We start from the raw sequence: 18,209 nt of genomic DNA, 5'->3' as shown, positions 1-18,209 counted from the left end.
TTGCGCAGAATTCTATTTTTTATGAAGCTACTGGCTATTGAATCTTCTTGCGATGAAACTTCGGCTGCTGTTATGGTGGACGGCGTTTTGAAGTCAAATATCATCTCGACACAACTCATTCATACCGAATGGGGTGGCGTCGTTCCCGAATTAGCCAGCAGAGCTCATCAAAAATCGATCATCCCTGTCGTGACAGAGGCCCTGCAAAAAGCAAATATAAACAAAAATGAATTGAATGCCATTGCCTTCACAAGGGGCCCTGGGCTTTTAGGGGCTTTATTAATCGGCACTTCTTTTGCTAAGTCTTTGGCCTTAAGCTTAGACATTCCCTTAATCGAAGTGAATCACATGCAGGCCCACGTTTTGGCTCATTTTATTGAGGACCCTAAGCCCTTGTTTCCCTTCCTTTGCCTCACGGTTAGCGGCGGGCATACACAATTGGTTTGGGTGAAATCCGCGCTCGATATGGAGGTCATCGGCGAGACACAGGACGATGCTGTGGGCGAGGCATTTGATAAAACGGCGAAGCTTCTCGGACTACCTTATCCTGGCGGTCCATTGATCGATAAGCTGGCCAAAGAAGGGAACCCCAACCGCTTCCCCTTCTCGCTAGGCGAAATGCCCGGCCTAAACTTTAGTTTCTCCGGCATCAAAACGGCCATACTCTATTTCCTTCAAAAAGAGGTCAAAAACAACCCGAATTTCATCGAAGAAAACAAAGCAGACATCTGCGCGTCCGTCCAAAAATCCCTCATCGACATGCTCTTACGCAAGACGAAAAAAGCGATGAAAGAGATGAATTGTACCCAAATCGCCATAGCCGGCGGCGTATCTGCTAACTCGGGTTTACGCACTAAACTTCAAGAAATGGGAGTCGAAATGGGTTGGGAGGTCTTCATCCCCGCTTTCAGTTATTGCACCGATAATGCCGGCATGATTGCCATGGCCGGTCACTTTAAAGCAGAAGCTGGAGAGTTTTGTGGGCAAGATGTGAGTCCGTTAGCGAGGTACTCTTTATAATTTAAAGCACAAAGAATAGAGCACAAAGAATAAAGATGGAATCACCTTCGGTGATGCATTCAGAAATGTTTCTGTATTCTTTATGCTCAATGCTTTAAACATTTCACAAAATAATCGCCGCAGGCGATTCCTACTTTGTGCTTTATGCTTTGTGCTCTATGCTTTAAGTTCTTTCAGCGCATTCCAAAATTCCATCTTCAATTTCTTCTCCGCATCCGTTAACGATGAAATATACCGCGGGAAAAAATAGACAAATTTAGATTCGATTTTATCGATTTCTGTGGTAGGTAGCTCACCTTGCCATTGCGCAGGCTGCTGGCCTATGAAAATATAGCGTTTTGCGCTCGTCTCCTTTAAGAAATTACTAAAACTAGGCTCATCATCAGATGGAGTATAAATAGACCAATCTGAAGGCCTTAAAACCAATGGTGGAGCTGAAAAGATGAGTTTTAAGCGGGATAATTCAGCTTCGGCGATTTGGCCTACTACGACCCATGGAGTCGAGACTTTAGGTTTCACCTCAGCGATTGTGTCAGCTGCGACTTCAACAGTAGGGGATTCCGCTAGCTGCGCCTCTGTCTTATCCTGCGGGACCCAGTAGATCTCGTCGAATTTATACAAATCAGCTAATGAAACCCCTTCCATTTGTATTAGGCTAATGAACCTCTTAACACACAAGCCTCGCGGTCTGGACCAGTCGAGATGAAGTTAATCGGAAGGTTCAAATGTTTTTCTAAGAATTTAATATAGTCAGCTAGTTCGACAGGCAATTCGTTAAAATCACGCATTCCTTCTAAGCTACAAGCCCAACCTTTTAAGGTTTCGTACACTGGTATTACTTTGATATCGGTGATTTCAAAAGGAATTTGGTCCGTAATAGAACCATCTGGCATTTCGTATGCTGTACAAACTTGAATCTCATCGAAGATATTCAAGACGTCTGCCTTCATCATAATTAACTGCGTCACGCCATTAATCATCATCGCATATTTCAAGGCTGGCAAATCGATCCAACCACAACGGCGAGGACGACCCGTTGTAGAGCCAAATTCACGCCCTTCGACGCGCATACGCTCACCTACTTCGTCTTCTAATTCCGTAGGAAACGGACCAGAACCTACACGAGTGGCATAGGCTTTGAAAATACCGAATACTTCTCCGATATTTTTAGGCGCTACGCCTAATCCAGTACAAGCACCTGCGGTGATGGTGTTAGAAGAGGTAACAAATGGATAAGAACCAAAGTCTACGTCCAATAAAGAACCTTGTGCACCCTCTGCTAGGATTGTTTTTCCCGCATCGATGGCATGATTCACGGAATATTCCGAATCCACTAAGCGGAATTCCTTCATGAAAGCAACGGCTTCGAAGAATTCCTTTTCGGCTGCCGCTAAATCATATTCGAATTTATAAACGTCTAAAATCGCTTTGTGACGATCCACTAAAGCCTGGTATTTATGTGCAAAATCAGGGGAAATCATATCTCCCACGCGCAAGCCTTGACGAGAAATTTTATCTGTATACGTAGGTCCGATTCCCTTTAAAGTGGAACCAATTTTTGCATCACCTTTCGCTTTTTCGTAAGCCGCATCTAATAAACGGTGCGTGGGTAAAATGATGGAAGCCTTCTTCGAAATCTCTAAATTCTTGCGCAGATCTAAATTAAAGTGCGCTAGACCATCGATCTCTTTTTTGAAGATAATCGGATCTAAAACAACTCCGTTTCCGATGATGTTTTGAACTTCTTGGCGGAAAATTCCAGATGGAATTTGATGCAAAACGTGCTTAAATCCGTCGAATTCTAGGGTGTGGCCTGCGTTAGGACCGCCTTGAAAACGTGCTACTACTTGATATTTGGGTGCTAAAACGTCTACGATCTTTCCTTTACCTTCATCACCCCATTGTAAGCCTAATAATACATCAACTGCCATAATATTGTTTATTCTTGATTTCTTGTTTGGTAATTATCTCTGTGCTCACACTTCTTGTTTGTACAAGAACCGTAAAAAATAAGGGAATGGTGCATTACATTGAATTGCAACATTTCACCTACTAAACTCTGAATGGTTTGAACCCGAGGATCACAAAATTCGGTGACTTTGTGGCAATCGGTACATATTAAATGATCGTGTTGACGGCGTCCATAAGACTTCTCAAATTGTGCCTGGTTACGACCAAATTGGTGTTTTACGACTAAATCACATTCCACTAACACATCAAGCGTATTATAAACTGTGGCTCTAGAGACTTGGTATTTCTTGTTTTTCATGGAGATATACAACTCCTCCACATCGAAGTGATCGTCCCGTAAATAGATCTCCTCCAAAATCGCAAAGCGCTCGGGAGTCTTACGCAAACCCTTGTTTTCCAGGTAGGCTGTAAAGATCTTTTTTACTGAATCTAATTTATCTAATTCTTGGGACATTTATAGGAAAAAAACGACGTAAAATAAGCAAAAAATACGGACAAAAACTAAGAAACTTTTCGCTCCACCTCAATCACGCCAGGAACTTGTTCCATTTCAGCACTTAAGGTATCGAGGTGATCGGTGTCTTGCACCATGAGTGAAATTTGGCCTTCAAATAATCCATCTTTCACCCCAATATTTAAACCGGTGATGTTCACTTGTAACTTCTCTGAAATCAATCGAGTCACATCATTAACCAGACCCACGCGATCGATTCCTCGAATGACTAAATCTACATCGAAAGACATAGCAATTTGGGATGCCCATTTCGCTTTAATTACCCGATCTCCGTGACGAGAAAGTAATTCGGGCGAGTTAGGACAAGCTGCGCGGTGAATTTTGATCCCCTCATTAATGGTCACAAAGCCAAAAACTTCATCCCCCGAAATCGGATTACAACATTTAGCCAAGGTATAATCCACCTTGTCCATATCCTCCCCGATTAATAAAGTATCTGAACCTTTACGTTCATTATGGTACTCAAGCATCTCCTTTTTGAAGGATTTGCTGTCCACAATAGGTGCTTGAATGGCTTTCTCCGCCTGCTTGCGCTCGTGTAATTCTCGATCTAACTTCCAGTGCTTCAGTTGATCTATATTTATATAGGCTTTGCCAAAACGGTAGAATAAATCATTCGCATCTTTGGCATTAAAATAAGCCCGCAACTGATTCGTAATCTCTAAGGTTAACAGCGGATAGCCTAAATGCTTTAAGCGATGCTCGATCAAATCGCGTCCTTTAATGAGGTGGGATTTATTCTCCTCTTTGATGAAGCTCTTGATTTGGGCTTTTGCCTTTGTCGTAAAGACGATGCGCAACCAATCCTCCGACGGTTTTTGCTTCGAGGAAGTCAAAATTTCTATTTGATCCCCGTTCTGCAATCTATGCGAGAGCGGCACCAGCTTTCCGCCTACCTTAGCTCCTATACAACGCGCGCCTACCTCCGAGTGAATCTCAAAAGCAAAATCCAAAGCCGTTGCGCCAGATTGCAAGACGATTAACTTACCTTTTGGACTGAATACAAAAACCTCCTCATGGTAAAGCGAGTTCTTAATATCCTCCACTAATTCCACGGCAGATTGACTCTTGTCATTCGCCTCAATAGCCTCTCGAACCTGGGATAACCAAGATTCAAATGCATCACTCGTCCTGGTATCGGTTCCTTTATATTTAAAGTGTGCTGCCACCCCTTTCTCCGCAATCTCATCCATGCGCTTCGAACGAATTTGGACCTCTACCCAACGACCTTCTTTATCATGGGAAAAAGGCTGGCTCATGACCGTGGTGTGCAAGGACTCGTAGCCATTCGATTTAGGCGTAGAAACCCAGTCTTTCAAACGGCTCGGATTAGGGCGGTAATGATCTGTTACGACCGAATATACCTCCCAGCAATCTGATTTCTCCCTTTCTAAGGGCACATCTAACACGACGCGCACGGCAAAGAGATCGTAAATTTTATCAAAAGAGGTATTCCCTTTCTTAATCTTATTGTAAATGGAAAAGATGGATTTAGGACGACCTTTGATCGTATAATTCAAATTTCGCTCATCTAATGTCTTCTTAATCGGTTTGATGAAATTTTCAACGAAGCTTTCGCGGCTTCGCTTATTTTCCGTCAATTTGTGCGCGATTTCTTTATATGCTTCAGGCTCCGTATGCTTCAATCCTAAATCTTCTAATTCAGATTTAAAGGCGTTTAAACCCAAGCGGTGGGCTAAAGGTGCATAAAGGTAAATGGTCTCCGAAGCTATCTTCATTTGCTTCTCTTTCGCCATACTCGTCAGCGTCCGCATATTGTGTAAACGATCCGCGAGTTTGATCAAAATCACCCGAATGTCATCCGATAAGGTTAGCAACATTTTCCGGAAATTCTCCGCCTGCTGAGACGTTCCATATTCAAAAGTTCCGGCGATTTTTGTTAGGCCATCGATGATAGCGGCAATTTTAGGATTGAATTGTTTTTCAATTTCTGCCAAAGTCGTATCCGTATCCTCCACCACATCGTGCAATAAAGCAGCGATAATCGAAGTGGTCCCTAAGCCTATTTCCTCCACACAAATTTGCGCGACAGATAAGGGGTGATAGATATAAGGTTCGCCCGATTTGCGTCGCATATCCTTATGCGCCTCCGCTGAGATTAGAAAGGCTTTTTTAATTTGCTTCGCGTCATCATCCTTTAGAAATGGCTTCGCCGTCCGCAATAATTTGCGGTATCTCTTCAAAATCTCTAAACGTTCCTTTTCTAAATCTATCTGCATTTTTATGCTTTTGTAATTAAAGCTACCGCCATGGCAGAAATACCTTCTGCACGTCCCACGAAACCTAATCCTTCTGAAGTAGTGGCTTTAACGGATATTTGGTCTACCTCTACCCCCATGACAAGAGCTAGATTTTCCTTTATGGCTGGAATAATCGGATTCAATTTAGGCTGATCTAAAATGACCGTCACATCCGCATTCGCTAATTCCCAACCCGCCTCACGAATCATCTCCATTACCTTTTTTAATAAAAGGGTCGAAGCCACACCCTTCCAGATGGGATCTTTATCTGAAAAATGATATCCGATATTGCGCATGTTCGCAGCTCCTAATAAAGCATCGCATAAAACATGGCAAACCACATCCGCATCCGAATGACCTAACGGCCCTTTATCGGAAGGAATTTCTACTCCGCCTAGAATACAAGGACGTCCTTCTACCCAGCGATGTACATCATAACCTTGACCTACCCGAATCTTCATTTTACTATTTTTTTATAAAGTAAGGTATTCGATTTTCCTTGAATAAACAAGCGCTGAGCCCATTTTTCCAATTCTGAAGCCTGTACTTTGGCTATTTTTTCTGGTTCCTCATTCACTAAATTAACATCCCCTGCATTCGCCGCCATTGCTAAATTCATAGCCCGATTCAATACTTCTACTTCCCCAAAAACCAAGCTAGCTTCTGACTGATTTTTTACCATCTGCAATTCTTTATCTGCGACTTTAGTTTCTGCAAAGTCACGTAACACCTTCTCTAAGGCTAATTCCGCCTCTTCGATCGTTACATCGTCACTCACCTGGCCTTGAATAATCAATAAACCCGGATCATTCGAACTCGTCTGGTAGGTTCCGATGGAATCGAAAATACGCTGCTTTTGAATTAAATGTTCGTATAAATACGAGGACTCTCCTCGACCTAATAAATCCGACATCAAATCAATCGCATAATACCCTGGTTCATATCGGCCTATCACTGGATAAGCCTTGTAAATGCGATTAGCAGGCACATCAGCCACGATTTCCATACGACGATCCTCTGCTTGTTCCGGCTCCTGAGAGAGCTTGCGATTTGGTTTAATACCCGCATCTATGGGAGCAAACCATTTCTCTGCTAAAGCCTTCACCTGATCCAATTTCACCCGTCCAGCTACCACTAGCACTGCATTGGATGGCACATAATGCTTTTCAAAAAAGGCCCTCACGTCACTCATCTGCGCCTCTTCTATATGCTGTATTCCAGCACCGATGGTAGGCCAACGATAGGGATGCATTTGATAGATCAGGGGTCTAAACTTCAACCAGACATCACCATAAGGCTGATTCAGATAGCGCTGTTTGAATTCCTCAATCACCACCTTGCGCTGGGTTTCTAAACTTTGAGTATTGAAAGCTAATTGCTTCATCCGATCCGATTCGAGCCAGAAGGCTGTTTCGATATTTTGGGCAGGAACAGTAATATAATAATTCGTTAAATCCGGCGTAGTAAAAGCATTATTTTCTCCTCCTACTTTTTGTAAAGGAGTATCAAACGACGGAATATTCTCCGAGCCCCCGAACATCAGGTGCTCAAATAAATGAGCAAAGCCCGTCAAATTTTCGTCTTCATCCCGAGACCCCACATTATAGATTACATCTACCACCGCCATGGTTGTAGCCGGATCTTCATGTACGATAACTTGAAGTCCGTTAGCGAGGGTAAATTTTTCGAATGAAATCATGTGGAAGGGTTTATAAACAAAAGTAAAAAATTAGACCCAAAAACCACAGAGCTTAACTAAATTTGCAGGGTAAACATGTATGATGATTCGGGTCGCCCTTCTTTTTCTTTTCCTTTCCACTACTTTGCAAGCTCAAATCCTGCAAGACCCCATAGCTAAAGCTCAAATCACGGAAGGACTAACAAATCTGTATCAATATGATTTCAAAGAGTCCACTGCAATTTTCAATAGCCTGAAAGCGAAATACCCCCGCCATCCTGCCCCTTATTTATTATTAGCCATGCAATGGGAACAGCAATACTTTCCTTTAAAAGATCATCCTGCGCAAAGCAAAAACTATTTAGCCCATCTAGAAAAGGCCTACGAATTAGCTCAGAATATATATGACCGGGATGAAAATGACTTAGAAGCTTCCTTTTTCTGTACCGCTTCCCTTGGATTTTTAGCTGCTTATGAAGCAGACGAACATAATTTCATGAAAGTGGTGACTTACGCGAAAAGAGCTTATGGATTTCTAAAAATTGGGCTTCAAAACACAGAAAAACAACCAGAATTTCTATTTTCTACCGGTATGTACAATTATTATAGCGTAGCTTACCCTGATTTGCATCCCGTATTAAAGCCCTTTATGTTTTTATTTTTAGAAGGGAATAAACGAATGGGCTTATCTCAACTAGAAGCAGGTACTAAACGAACGACTTTTGTGAAAAACGAATCCTTGTTTTACATGGGCTATGTTCAGAATAAATACGAAGGTAACCCCTATAAAGCCTTAGCCTATAATCAACTATTAGCTGAAGGTTTTCCAAATAACCAGTGGTATATCTTACAAAGAGCCGAGTTATTAACTTTAACCGGAAAGTTCGAAGAAGCAGATGCGTACATTGAAAAAATGGAGGCCTTTAAATCGAATTATTATACCGGCGCGGCCTATGCCTTACGAGGAATGCGGGAAGAAGTTGAACGAAAAGATCTTCATAAAGCGGAATTTTGGTACACAAAGGCGATCCGCTTCCCCTTCGAAGAACGTCTAACTAAAGACATTCGGGGTTTAGCTTATTTAGGTCTAGCTCGGATTTCTTATAGAGAAAAAAAGCCCCTTTTATTCAAAAAATACCTAAATCTATCTGCGAATTTTATTGAATACAAAAATTCGCTGATCGAATATAAACGACTAAATAATGGAAAGTAGAGAAGCTGGAATCGAACGTTTGTATCCCAAAATCACCGGCCGCATGTCCGCGCGCTACTACTATTTAATTCAATTGCGCAAGCAATTAGAGCGGGTAATTGCCTTATATGTTCGCAACTCTCCTCACCAATTACTAGCGGATTATGGTTGTGGAAACAAGCCTTACGAGCCATTGTTCAAACCCTTTGTAGAACAATACATTGGATTGGATTTAGCCTATAATACCAAAGCTGACGTTATAGTGGATCCGTCAGGCATCATTGATATGCCTGCAGAAAGTGTGGGATTTGTTTTATCTACACAAGTTTTAGAACATGTGGAAGATCCCAAAGCCTATCTAAAAGAAGCGCACCGGATTCTAGAAAAAGAAGGAAAACTAATTTTATCCACACACGGGTATTGGATGTTCCATCCGGATCCGACGGATTTTTGGCGTTGGACCTCTACGGGTTTAAAAAAGATTGTGACGGAAGCGGGTTTCGAAGTGGTCTACTTCGAAGGGATCCTGGGACGCTCTTCGATGGGATTGCAATTATTTCAGGATGGCCTGTTGTTTAAAATACCTAAACCTTTGCGCTTCTTACTGTCATTGGTTTTACAACCCTTGATAATCTTTTTTGACAAAATTATTACGGCCAAATCCCGAAACGAAGACGCCTGCACTTTCGTTTTAGTAGCTAAGAAAGTCTAGATTTTTCGTAGGCGATCGTGGCGTCTAAAGCTTGATCAAATGGGGTAGTTTCCCAATTTATTTTCGCCGCTAATTTCGCCGTATCTAAACATATTTTCTGTACATCCGTCAGCTTAGCGTCTTTATATTCGACTTGGAATGCTGGTAGTTTCGCCTGAATACGCTTGATAATCTCGTTCAAGGTTAGCGATTCCCCGGAACCCACATTAATCGTTTCATTTTTCACTCCTGCCTTTATCAATCCATTGATCGCTTTACCTATATCAGCGGCATATATATAATCCTTCGCTTGTGAGCCATCGCCCCAAACCGTCATCACCTCTTCCTTTAGTGCCTTCCTCACAGCAATATTAATTACCCCCTGTTTAGGCGAGCGATGAAACCAACCGAACGGATTCGATAGGCGCAAAATCAAATAATCTATCTGGTATAAATTCGCGTATAATTCGATATAGTGCTCGACCGCCAGCTTAATAATTCCATAGGAACTGATGGGCTTGCAGGGATAATCCTCCTTCACTTTTTCTTGGGACACATTTCCATATACCGCACCCCCTGTGGATAGATACACTAATTTATCGACCTGATGTTTCTTCATCATCTCCATCAAACCGATGGTAGGCAACAAATTTGATTCGATGTCTTGGCGAACATTCTCGGAGGAAATCGCTGGAATAATAGAGGACGCAAAATGAAATACACGTTCGAAACGATGTTGCGTAAATAAATTGTCTAAAGCTTTTGCATCTGCATAATCGCCCTCCACAAATGTCACAAATGAGGGGAATTCTACGCCTATCGGTTTTTCATGAGCGAAAACAATCACTTCGTTTTCGTTGCCTTGCTGCTGCAAATATTCCAGCCAGTTCAAGCCTAAAAAACCACTTCCTCCAACAATTAAATTTTTATCCATGACGCGTATTTGGTGTAAAAATAGCCGAAAAATTTAGCTAATTTCGGTTTTCGTAAAAAATACCATCCTGAATGCGTTTAATCATCGCCCGATCTAATTTCTTTTCTTATTCTGAGACCTTCATCGAGGAACAAATCAAGCAATTAGAACCCGTGCACGTACTATATGAAGGTTGGCAACCCAGCCGACTAAAAGCGGGTGGATCTATTTACCCCATCCCATTTTCCATATTGGCGGTAAGAGGTATTTTACGGCGAGTGGCGCCCGCCCTTTATCAAAAAATCTATACGCATTTCCTTCGCCGATTCTTGCAGCAAAATAAAATAGACGCCTTCCTAGCCAATTACGGCCCATTAGGAGCTAATATATACGAAGCTTGTTCTGACTTAGGCATTCCCTATTCCGTCGTTTTCCTCGGTTTCGATGCGGCAGAAAAGAAGACCCTCGAAACCTATGGCGCACGCTATGCTACTTATTTGCCACGGGCAAAAGCTATCATTTGTGTCGCCGAATCGATGCGCGCAAATCTAGAAGCCATCGCTGGCCCTTTACCTAACCTTCATGTCATTCCGTGTGGAGTGGATGTTTCGCGATTTACCCCAGATAAACCGCTCGATGGATTTAATGTCATCTCGGTGGCCCGTTTTGCGGAGAAAAAAGGTTCATTGAAAAGTATTCAAGCCTTTGAGATTTTATTACAGGAATTTCCGGATGCACAATTGAGAATGGTGGGAGATGGCCCTTTATGGGACGAAGCGAAAAACTATGTTTCCTCTCACGGACTCGCTAATAATATTACTTTTTTAGGCGCGATGGGGCAGTCTGATTATTTGCCCTTTTTACAGGGATCAAACGTATTCATACAACATTCCGTCTTAACACCTAGTGGAGATTCGGAAGGTACGCCTGTGGCTATTTTAGAAGCCTCCGCTTGTGGTTTAGCCATTTGTTCGACCCGTCACGCGGGAATTCCACAGGCTGTGAAAGAGGATGTTACAGGGCTTTTAGTGGATGAACATGATGTGAAGGGAATGGCGGACGCATTGAAAAAATTAGCATCGAATCCTTCCGCGACACGCGCATTTGGTGCAGCGGCACGTAAACATATGGAAGAACAGTACGACGTGGTAAAACTCTCAGCGAAAATCAAAAGCCTCCTCGTATAAAGAATGCCCCGCAAAATCGTATTTTTGTAAATTACTCTAATAATAAGGCATGGGGATCGTCATCCGACAAAGTTTAAAGGGCTCTATCGTTACCTATCTAGGTACGGCGATCGGGACTTTTAACGTCATCTTCCTCTACAATAAATTCCTTTCCCAGGAGCAGGTCGGTTTAATTGCTGGCGCCTTAGTCAGCATTCCACTCATTTTTGCCTCCTTTACACAGCTAGGAATTCCCCACATTGCAGTGCGCTTTTTCCCGCATTTTGATGACCCAGCTAATGGGCACAAAGGCTTTTTTACCTTTTTATTAGTGGCTCCACTATTTGGATTATTGCTTTTTATACTGGGTTACTTAGCCTTAAAACCACTATTTTTCGATGTATATAGCGCGAATTCACCGCTTTTACCTCAGTATTTTTACTATATAATCCCACTTACGGCGAGCTACCTCTATATGAGTGTGCTAGAAGCCTATGCCCGAGTGCATTTACGCATCGTGGTTCCAGCGATAATCCGCGAATTGTTTTTACGGATTTCCAATGGGGTATTAGTGATCTCCTTTGCGATGGGGTATCTCACATTTAATCAATTAATTCTAGCGATTACTTTGTCTTATTTAGTGGCAGTGATTGGTTTGTTAGCCTACATTAAGCAGTTAAAACGCTTTTATACTCGAGTGGATTTCTCGTTTTTACGCACCCCTATTTTCAAGGAAATGCTTTCTTATGGTGGCTGGGTGATTTTAGCTGGAGCTAGTTTTACCCTCATTCAGCACATCGAAAAAGTGATGCTGCCTGCCTATATGGGAGGCTTGAGTACGACGGCAATTTTCGATATTAATTCCCGGATGGCGATTATGATATCGATTCCTCGGAATGTAATTGCAGCGATTGCGGCACCTATTTTAGCCCAGGCATGGAATCGAAATGATCGGGAAAATATCCAGGATATTTACCAAAAATCTTCCTTAAATCTCCTCCTTATCGGCTGCGTTTTATTTCTGTTGATCTGGTGTAATTTGGAATTCATCTATACCATCATCCCTCGCCATGAAATCTATGAAGCAGGCCGCTGGGTAGTCCTAATGGTGGGCATAAGCAAAATCATCGATATGGGTACGGGCTTGAATTCAGAGGTTTTAATCAACTCCAAATACTACCGCTACGACCTGATTTTTTATATTATTCTAGCGGTGGGATTAGTGGTGGGTAACCTAATTCTAATCCCGCTGTATTCGTATAATGGGGCTGCTTTAGCATCTTTGCTTGCGTTAGCAGGCTATAATTTGTTGAAATTTGGCTTTATTTGGTGGAAATTAGACTTGCAACCATTTGATTTCAGGTCCTTAGGGATTCTTCTCGTCAGCGGGGTGATCTACCTGGTAGTTTCCCAAATTCCAGTTATTGAAGGAAGCCCTCTAGTTGCCTGGTTTTTAAATGTAGGCAGTAGAAGTGCGGCGATAGGAGCTTTATTTATCCTCGCCGTCACTAAATTCAAACTATCCCCTGACATCAGTGAGTTAGTGGTTAATTGGTTTAAGAAATGAAGATAATGTCACTGGCCGGTGGCCTGCCTCACTATTATAACCTGGTGCTGAACAAATTGCAACGCGATTATGGGGTAGAGGTTTGCGTGGTGGTACCCACAGAAAAAGGGGCAACCCTGGGCGCTGGAGTTTATACGTCGGACAAAGGCATCGAATTCAAGGTCTTTCGCAGAGAGGAATACACCACTTATTACGGCAAAAAGTTTTTCCGCGGGTTGAAGGAATTGATTTTGACAGAAAAGCCGGACGTTTTGATGGTCAACTGGCCCTACCAGGCCTCTTTTGTCTTTTATCCAGGCTGGTATAATTTTTTGCGCAGAAATAAGGTGGCGATTATTTCCAAAGAAATCCCCTTCCAAGTGCCTCATTATGATGACGCCATTTCCTACTACTTACAGGGAGGTGGTGTAACGGAAAATAACCAGGCACATCAATCAAACCCGTCATTACTAGCCCGATTGAAATTCTTCATTGTACGCGAAACAAGAAAGCGTTTCTCGAATCTAGTAGACGCCCATATCAATTATTTAGATGAGGCCGTCGCCTTGCACGAAAGCTATGGCGTTCCAGCTGAGAAGGTTTTTATCACTGCGAATTCACCTGATACAGATGCGCTGTTAGCCACCGCTAACGAGTTGAAAGATGTTCGTTCTAACCCTTTTCGCTTATTACACATCGGCCGTTTAGTGAAATGGAAGCAAGTAGATTTATTGATTGAGGCGGCGATTGCTTTGCGCGCGAAATTCCCACAGACGGAATTAAGCATAGTGGGTGACGGGCCGGAGCTTGAATCTTTAAAATCACAAGCGGCGGGCCACGATTTTATAAAATTTCTTGGAGGTATTTATGACCCCAAAGAACTAGGCAAAATCACCTGCGAATCGGGAATCTACGTACTCGCCGGAATGGGCGGCTTATCTATCAATGAAGCGATGTGTTTCTCTAAACCGGTCATATGTTCGGTAGCAGATGGCACCGAAAAACGCCTCGTTCGCGAAGGTTATAATGGGCATTATTTTGAATCGGGTTCTTTAGACAGTCTTCAAGCGGTTATCGAAAAGCTATTCTCCAACCCTGAAATGATTACGAAGATGGGCCAAAGGTCGAGAGAGATTATTGAGAAAGAAATTAATATTCATACGGTGCTATCTAATTATATGGAGGCGTTTCGCGGCGCGACGAGCGCTAGTCGCCACTGCGTGACTTAGTCGCCTTCGGCTTAGTCGCGACTTGGTCGCTTAGTCCGAAGGAAACATTTCACGAATTCATCCCCGAAGGGGATTCCTACTTTGAACTTTGAACTTTGTTCTTTGTTCTTCGTAATTTTAAGTTTTTAAATAAGTAAAAATGAAAGTAATTCAAGTCGTAGGGGCTCGCCCTAATTTCATGAAAGTAGCACCGCTACATCGTGCGATCCAAAAATTAGCTGGCTGGACATCTATGATAGTTCACACAGGTCAGCATTTTGACGCGAAGATGAGTGATGTGTTTTTCACTCAATTAGAATTACCAAAGCCGGATTTCTTCCTCGGAATAGGTGGCGGAAGCCATACGGAGGTGACGGCCAAGATTATGGTGGCCTTCGAAAAAATCGTAAAGGCAGAAAAACCAGACTTGATTATAGTGGTGGGGGATGTTACTTCGACTTTGGCCTGTACCCTAGTTGCTATCAAAATGGGAATCAAAGTAGCGCACGTAGAAGCCGGATTACGAAGCTTCGACCGCACGATGCCAGAAGAATTGAATCGTATTTTAACGGATAGTGTAGCAGATTATTTGTTCGTGACGGAGGAAAGCGGGATGCAGCATTTGAAAAACGAAGGGGTAGCCGATGAACGTGTTTTCTTCGCTGGCAATGTGATGATCGATTCACTTGTTCGCTACCAAGAAAAAGCAAAAACCACGACCATACTAGAAGACCTAGGACTAGCGACTAGCGACTCCCGACTAGCGACTGACGCGAAACGGCAACTAGCGACTAGCGACTACATAGTCATGACCATGCACCGCCCAGCGAACGTGGATACGAAAGAGGGTCTTGAATCCATTCTGGAATTAATTGAATTAAGCAGTAAAGACACAAAAATTATCTTCCCTATTCACCCGAGAACGCGGGCGCACATGGAAAAATTTGGTTTAGCGGAACGATTAGACCAAGCGAAAAACTTGATTATGACGGAGCCTTTGGGCTATTTAGAATTTATACAATTGATGTCTAATGCGACGGCTATTTTAACCGATTCCGGTGGAATTCAGGAGGAGACAACTTATTTAGGGGTTCCTTGTTTAACTTTCCGCGATTCGACAGAAAGACCGATTACGGTGACTTTAGGTACGAATCAATTATTATCTGATTTAGATCCTAAGAAAACCTATGCCGCGCTAAAAGAAATCTTAGCAGGCAAGGTGAAGAAAGGAAGTATTCCTCCGCTTTGGGATGGGAAAGCGGCAGAACGTATTGCGGCAAAACTCGCTGAAATCTTCGCTTAATGTCGGCTAAAAAACTACATATTGTCCTACTCTCCTACCACGACAGCAATGGCGGGGCAGGAATTGCGGCGGGACGATTGAAGGTGGCTTTAGAAAAGGCAGGGCATCAAGTAAATTACATCGTTCGAGAAAAAGCGAGTTCATCGAATGCCACTAAATTCGGAAACGGCCTGATTTCCTGGATAAAGTTCATCGCAGAACGCTTATTTTTTCTACGTTTCGAGAAAGACAAATCCATCCGCTTCCTGTTTAATCCGGGCGTTTTTGGGAGTGATATCTCGAAACATCCACTCATTCAACAGGCAGATATTGTGCATTTGCATTGGGTGAATTTTGGCTTTTTATCTGTAGACGACATTGCTTCCCTTACTCGATTGAATAAACCAATTTTTTGGACACTTCACGATATGTGGGCCTTTACGGGTGGTTGCCACCACAGTGGAGATTGTGCTCATTTTCAACAAAGTTGTGGTGATTGCAAATTCGTAAAAAATCCTGAAGCGAACGACTTATCGCACCGCCTTTGGTCAAATAAAAAAACAGGGTTTGCCTCTGAAAATCTACACATCATCACCTGTAGTGATTGGTTAGGAAACCGAGCAAAACAAAGTAGCATTCTAGGAAATCATGACATCAAGGTAATCCCTAATGCCATTGACACGGAATTCTTCTCCCCCGGAAAAAGCGATTTAGGATTAGATCCAAGCAAAAAATATATTTTATTTGTAGCCATGCGGGTGAATGCCCCAGCGAAGGGATTTCATTTATTAAAAGAGGCGCTACAATTCATTGATCCTGAAACGACAGAATTACTTATCGTGGGTGGAGAAATGACAGAGGATTTGCACTTGAAATCGCATAGCTTTGGTCAAGTAAGTGATCCATCAAAAATGCGGGATATTTACGCTGCTGCGGATGTTTTTGTGACACCTTCTTTAGAAGAAAATCTACCTAATACCCTTATGGAAGCGATGGCCTGTGGCACGGCCTGTGTTGGATTTCAGACAGGAGGAATTCCAGAAATGATTGAACACCTGAAAACGGGTTATGTGGCAAAGGCGTTTGATCCAGCAGATTTAGCAAAAGGAATCAACTGGTGTTTAAGCGACGAAAAAGCAGGAATAAACTCCAGAGAACGCGCCGTCAACTTATATGATCAAAAAACCGTTGCTCAGCAACACCTAAACTTCTATGCCAAAGCTTAGTATCATCACGATCACCTACCAGGCAGAGGCCTACCTCGAAAGAACATTACAAAGTGTTTTCGAACAGGATTGCGCGGCGGAGATTGACTACATTGTAGTGGATGGAGCATCTAAGGATCGGACTTTGAAGATCATCGAAGCGAATAAAAAACAAATCAATCAATTCATTTCCGAAAAAGACAAGGGAATCTATGATGCGATGAACAAGGGAATACAATTAGCAAAAGGCGATTATATCCTCTTTTTGAATGCGGGTGACACCTTTGCTTCGGCTACGACTTTGAAAAATATCCTAAAAGAACTCGCACAAAATCCAGATGTATTATATGGTGAAGCCGTATTTGTCAATAACGAAGGAGCTAATTTAGGATTGAGAAGTGAGGTAACTCCGCATCGTTTGCCCGCAGGTTTGACCTGGGAAGATTTCCGTTTTGGAATGTTGGTTTGCCACCAGGCTTTTATTGCTAAACGCAGCATTGCCCCGCTTTTTAATCTACACTACAAATTGAGCTCAGATATTGATTGGGAAATTCGGGTGCTGAAAAAAAGCCAGACTATCCTGAAATCGAAGGCTCCTGTTTGCCATTACTTGATGGGTGGAGCGTCCGTTCAAAATCTACAACGTTCATGGAAGGAAAGGTATGAAGTTTTAAAATCTCATTTTGGCCTACTTCCTAATCTATTAAATCACCTAGTAATCATAGGACGAGGTTTGATTTTTGCCTTTAAAAAACAGGGGAAGTATTGGTAAATCAGCTATATTTGTCTGTATGAGAATTTCGATTGCGCTTCTTTTATTGTTTGTTTCCAGTGGAATATTTGGCCAAAAATTTCGTTTCAACTCAAGCGTCGGAACATCTCACTTCATTTGGCATGAAAATCAAATGACAGTAGATTTAGCCGCAGAAATTTCCTTTCAAAATCCAGACAAAAACCACCGTACTTTTATCGCTTTAAAGACCTTAGGGAATGTCACGGGCAGTCCAGTGGATCGAAGTAAATATCAATTCATCGACCCGCCATTAAATAACTTCAACCAACCATTATCCCCTACTGAAAACTTGAATTCGACCTATCGAGGCGGAGAGGCTGAAGTAGGTTTGCAATGGAATACCTCTTCTAAATTGCAAAAAATCAGATGGATACCCAGTTTTAGTATTTATAGTAAATCAATAGCTCGAAAAATTAGTTCAGGAAAAGCCGAGTATATCGAAGAAGAAAAATATTCTTTGCACGGAATTAGTGCAGGCATAGGCTTATATATCCCGGGCAAAACAAATGTGTTACTTCAAGCTAAGGTTTTCGACCCACTCTACCGAGAAGTTACTCTCTATGGACGTTACATCGGTGTTCCTTTCCAATCACTTATTACAGAAAACGACCTAAGTTATAAGGCTAAAATTGATATAACTCGAGGCAAATTTGGTTTTGGCATTAATCTGGAAATCCTAAATCTAGGAGCAGTAGAAAATCCAAAATCAAAGTCAATAATAGCCTCTCAAGCCCTTATTCCTTCCACCCTATTTACCTATTTCTTCTAA

The 18,209-nt window shown here is 42.4% G+C and carries 17 protein-coding genes; 10 read left to right on the top strand and 7 right to left on the bottom strand.

The features are described 5' to 3' along the window. Positions 1-21 precede the first annotated feature (21 nt). A complete protein-coding gene (gene tsaD / locus ACST14_RS06930) occupies positions 22-1,020 on the top strand; it encodes a tRNA (adenosine(37)-N6)-threonylcarbamoyltransferase complex transferase subunit TsaD (protein ID WP_459461956.1) in 999 nt (332 codons plus the stop codon). Between the two features lie 156 nt (positions 1,021-1,176). Here tsaD and ACST14_RS06925 read toward each other — a convergent pair whose 3' ends face one another. Genes ACST14_RS06925 through ACST14_RS06900 form a run of 6 tightly spaced genes read right to left on the bottom strand, consistent with a single transcriptional unit; the run spans position 1,177 to position 7,465 of the window. Continuing rightward, a complete protein-coding gene (locus tag ACST14_RS06925) occupies positions 1,177-1,665 on the bottom strand; it encodes a hypothetical protein (protein WP_459461954.1) in 489 nt (162 codons plus the stop codon). 5 nt (positions 1,666-1,670) lie between these two features. Then, positions 1,671-2,951, bottom strand: a complete 1,281-nt coding sequence (locus ACST14_RS06920; RefSeq protein WP_459461952.1) for an adenylosuccinate synthase — start codon at positions 2,949-2,951, stop codon at positions 1,671-1,673. 8 nt (positions 2,952-2,959) lie between these two features. Continuing rightward, positions 2,960-3,445 carry a Fur family transcriptional regulator gene (locus ACST14_RS06915; protein WP_459461950.1) on the bottom strand — a complete coding sequence of 162 codons (486 nt, stop codon included), beginning with the start codon at positions 3,443-3,445 and terminating at the stop codon, positions 2,960-2,962. 47 nt (positions 3,446-3,492) lie between these two features. Further along, the gene (locus ACST14_RS06910) at positions 3,493-5,745 is read right to left on the bottom strand and encodes a RelA/SpoT family protein (protein ID WP_459461948.1); all 2,253 of its coding nucleotides are present in this window, start codon (positions 5,743-5,745) and stop codon (positions 3,493-3,495) included. Between the two features lie 2 nt (positions 5,746-5,747). Then, a complete protein-coding gene (gene ispF, locus ACST14_RS06905) occupies positions 5,748-6,227 on the bottom strand; it encodes a 2-C-methyl-D-erythritol 2,4-cyclodiphosphate synthase (protein WP_459461946.1) in 480 nt (159 codons plus the stop codon). After that, complete coding sequence (locus tag ACST14_RS06900; protein WP_459461944.1) at positions 6,224-7,465, bottom strand: M16 family metallopeptidase; 1,242 nt, start codon at positions 7,463-7,465, stop codon at positions 6,224-6,226. The genes ispF and ACST14_RS06900 overlap by 4 nt, the downstream gene beginning before the upstream one ends. Before the next feature lie 79 nt (positions 7,466-7,544). Between ACST14_RS06900 and ACST14_RS06895 the strand changes: the two genes are divergently transcribed. Both ACST14_RS06895 and ACST14_RS06890 read left to right on the top strand, forming a co-directional pair. Continuing rightward, positions 7,545-8,657: a hypothetical protein gene (locus tag ACST14_RS06895; RefSeq protein ID WP_459461942.1), complete on the top strand. Its 1,113-nt coding sequence runs from the start codon at positions 7,545-7,547 to the stop codon at positions 8,655-8,657. Beyond that, entirely contained in the window at positions 8,647-9,348 is a 702-nt protein-coding gene (locus ACST14_RS06890) for a class I SAM-dependent methyltransferase (protein WP_459461940.1), read from the top strand. The genes ACST14_RS06895 and ACST14_RS06890 overlap by 11 nt, the downstream gene beginning before the upstream one ends. Here ACST14_RS06890 and ACST14_RS06885 read toward each other — a convergent pair. Beyond that, the gene (locus ACST14_RS06885; RefSeq protein WP_459461938.1) at positions 9,335-10,261 is read right to left on the bottom strand and encodes an NAD-dependent epimerase/dehydratase family protein; all 927 of its coding nucleotides are present in this window, start codon (positions 10,259-10,261) and stop codon (positions 9,335-9,337) included. The genes ACST14_RS06890 and ACST14_RS06885 overlap by 14 nt on opposite strands. A 71-nt stretch (positions 10,262-10,332) precedes the next feature. Here ACST14_RS06885 and ACST14_RS06880 point away from each other — a divergent pair, with 71 nt between their 5' ends. The 7 genes from ACST14_RS06880 to ACST14_RS06850 all read left to right on the top strand — a co-directional run bounded on the left by ACST14_RS06880 (position 10,333) and on the right by ACST14_RS06850 (position 18,209). Further along, positions 10,333-11,427, top strand: coding sequence for a glycosyltransferase (locus ACST14_RS06880; protein WP_459461936.1), 1,095 nt, complete (start codon positions 10,333-10,335; stop codon positions 11,425-11,427). A 49-nt stretch (positions 11,428-11,476) separates the two neighbouring features. Then, on the top strand, positions 11,477-12,973 hold the full coding sequence (locus tag ACST14_RS06875) for a lipopolysaccharide biosynthesis protein (RefSeq protein WP_459461934.1): 1,497 nt from the start codon (positions 11,477-11,479) through the stop codon (positions 12,971-12,973). Beyond that, positions 12,970-14,181 (top strand): glycosyltransferase family 4 protein, encoded by a 1,212-nt coding sequence (locus ACST14_RS06870; protein WP_459461932.1) that lies wholly within the window; start codon positions 12,970-12,972, stop codon positions 14,179-14,181. Before ACST14_RS06875 ends, ACST14_RS06870 begins: the two co-directional genes overlap by 4 nt. A 139-nt stretch (positions 14,182-14,320) precedes the next feature. After that, positions 14,321-15,463 carry a non-hydrolyzing UDP-N-acetylglucosamine 2-epimerase gene (wecB, locus tag ACST14_RS06865; protein WP_459461930.1) on the top strand — a complete coding sequence of 381 codons (1,143 nt, stop codon included), beginning with the start codon at positions 14,321-14,323 and terminating at the stop codon, positions 15,461-15,463. Then, positions 15,463-16,668: a glycosyltransferase gene (locus ACST14_RS06860; protein WP_459461928.1), complete on the top strand. Its 1,206-nt coding sequence runs from the start codon at positions 15,463-15,465 to the stop codon at positions 16,666-16,668. The genes wecB and ACST14_RS06860 overlap by 1 nt, the downstream gene beginning before the upstream one ends. After that, a complete protein-coding gene (locus ACST14_RS06855; RefSeq protein WP_459461927.1) occupies positions 16,655-17,419 on the top strand; it encodes a glycosyltransferase family 2 protein in 765 nt (254 codons plus the stop codon). The genes ACST14_RS06860 and ACST14_RS06855 overlap by 14 nt, the downstream gene beginning before the upstream one ends. A gap of 19 nt (positions 17,420-17,438) precedes the next feature. Next, the gene (locus tag ACST14_RS06850) at positions 17,439-18,209 is read left to right on the top strand and encodes a hypothetical protein (RefSeq protein WP_459461926.1); all 771 of its coding nucleotides are present in this window, start codon (positions 17,439-17,441) and stop codon (positions 18,207-18,209) included.

The organism is Aquirufa sp. A-Brett2-15D, from assembly GCF_054558735.1.
This window is presented reverse-complemented; position numbering and strand designations above follow the sequence as displayed.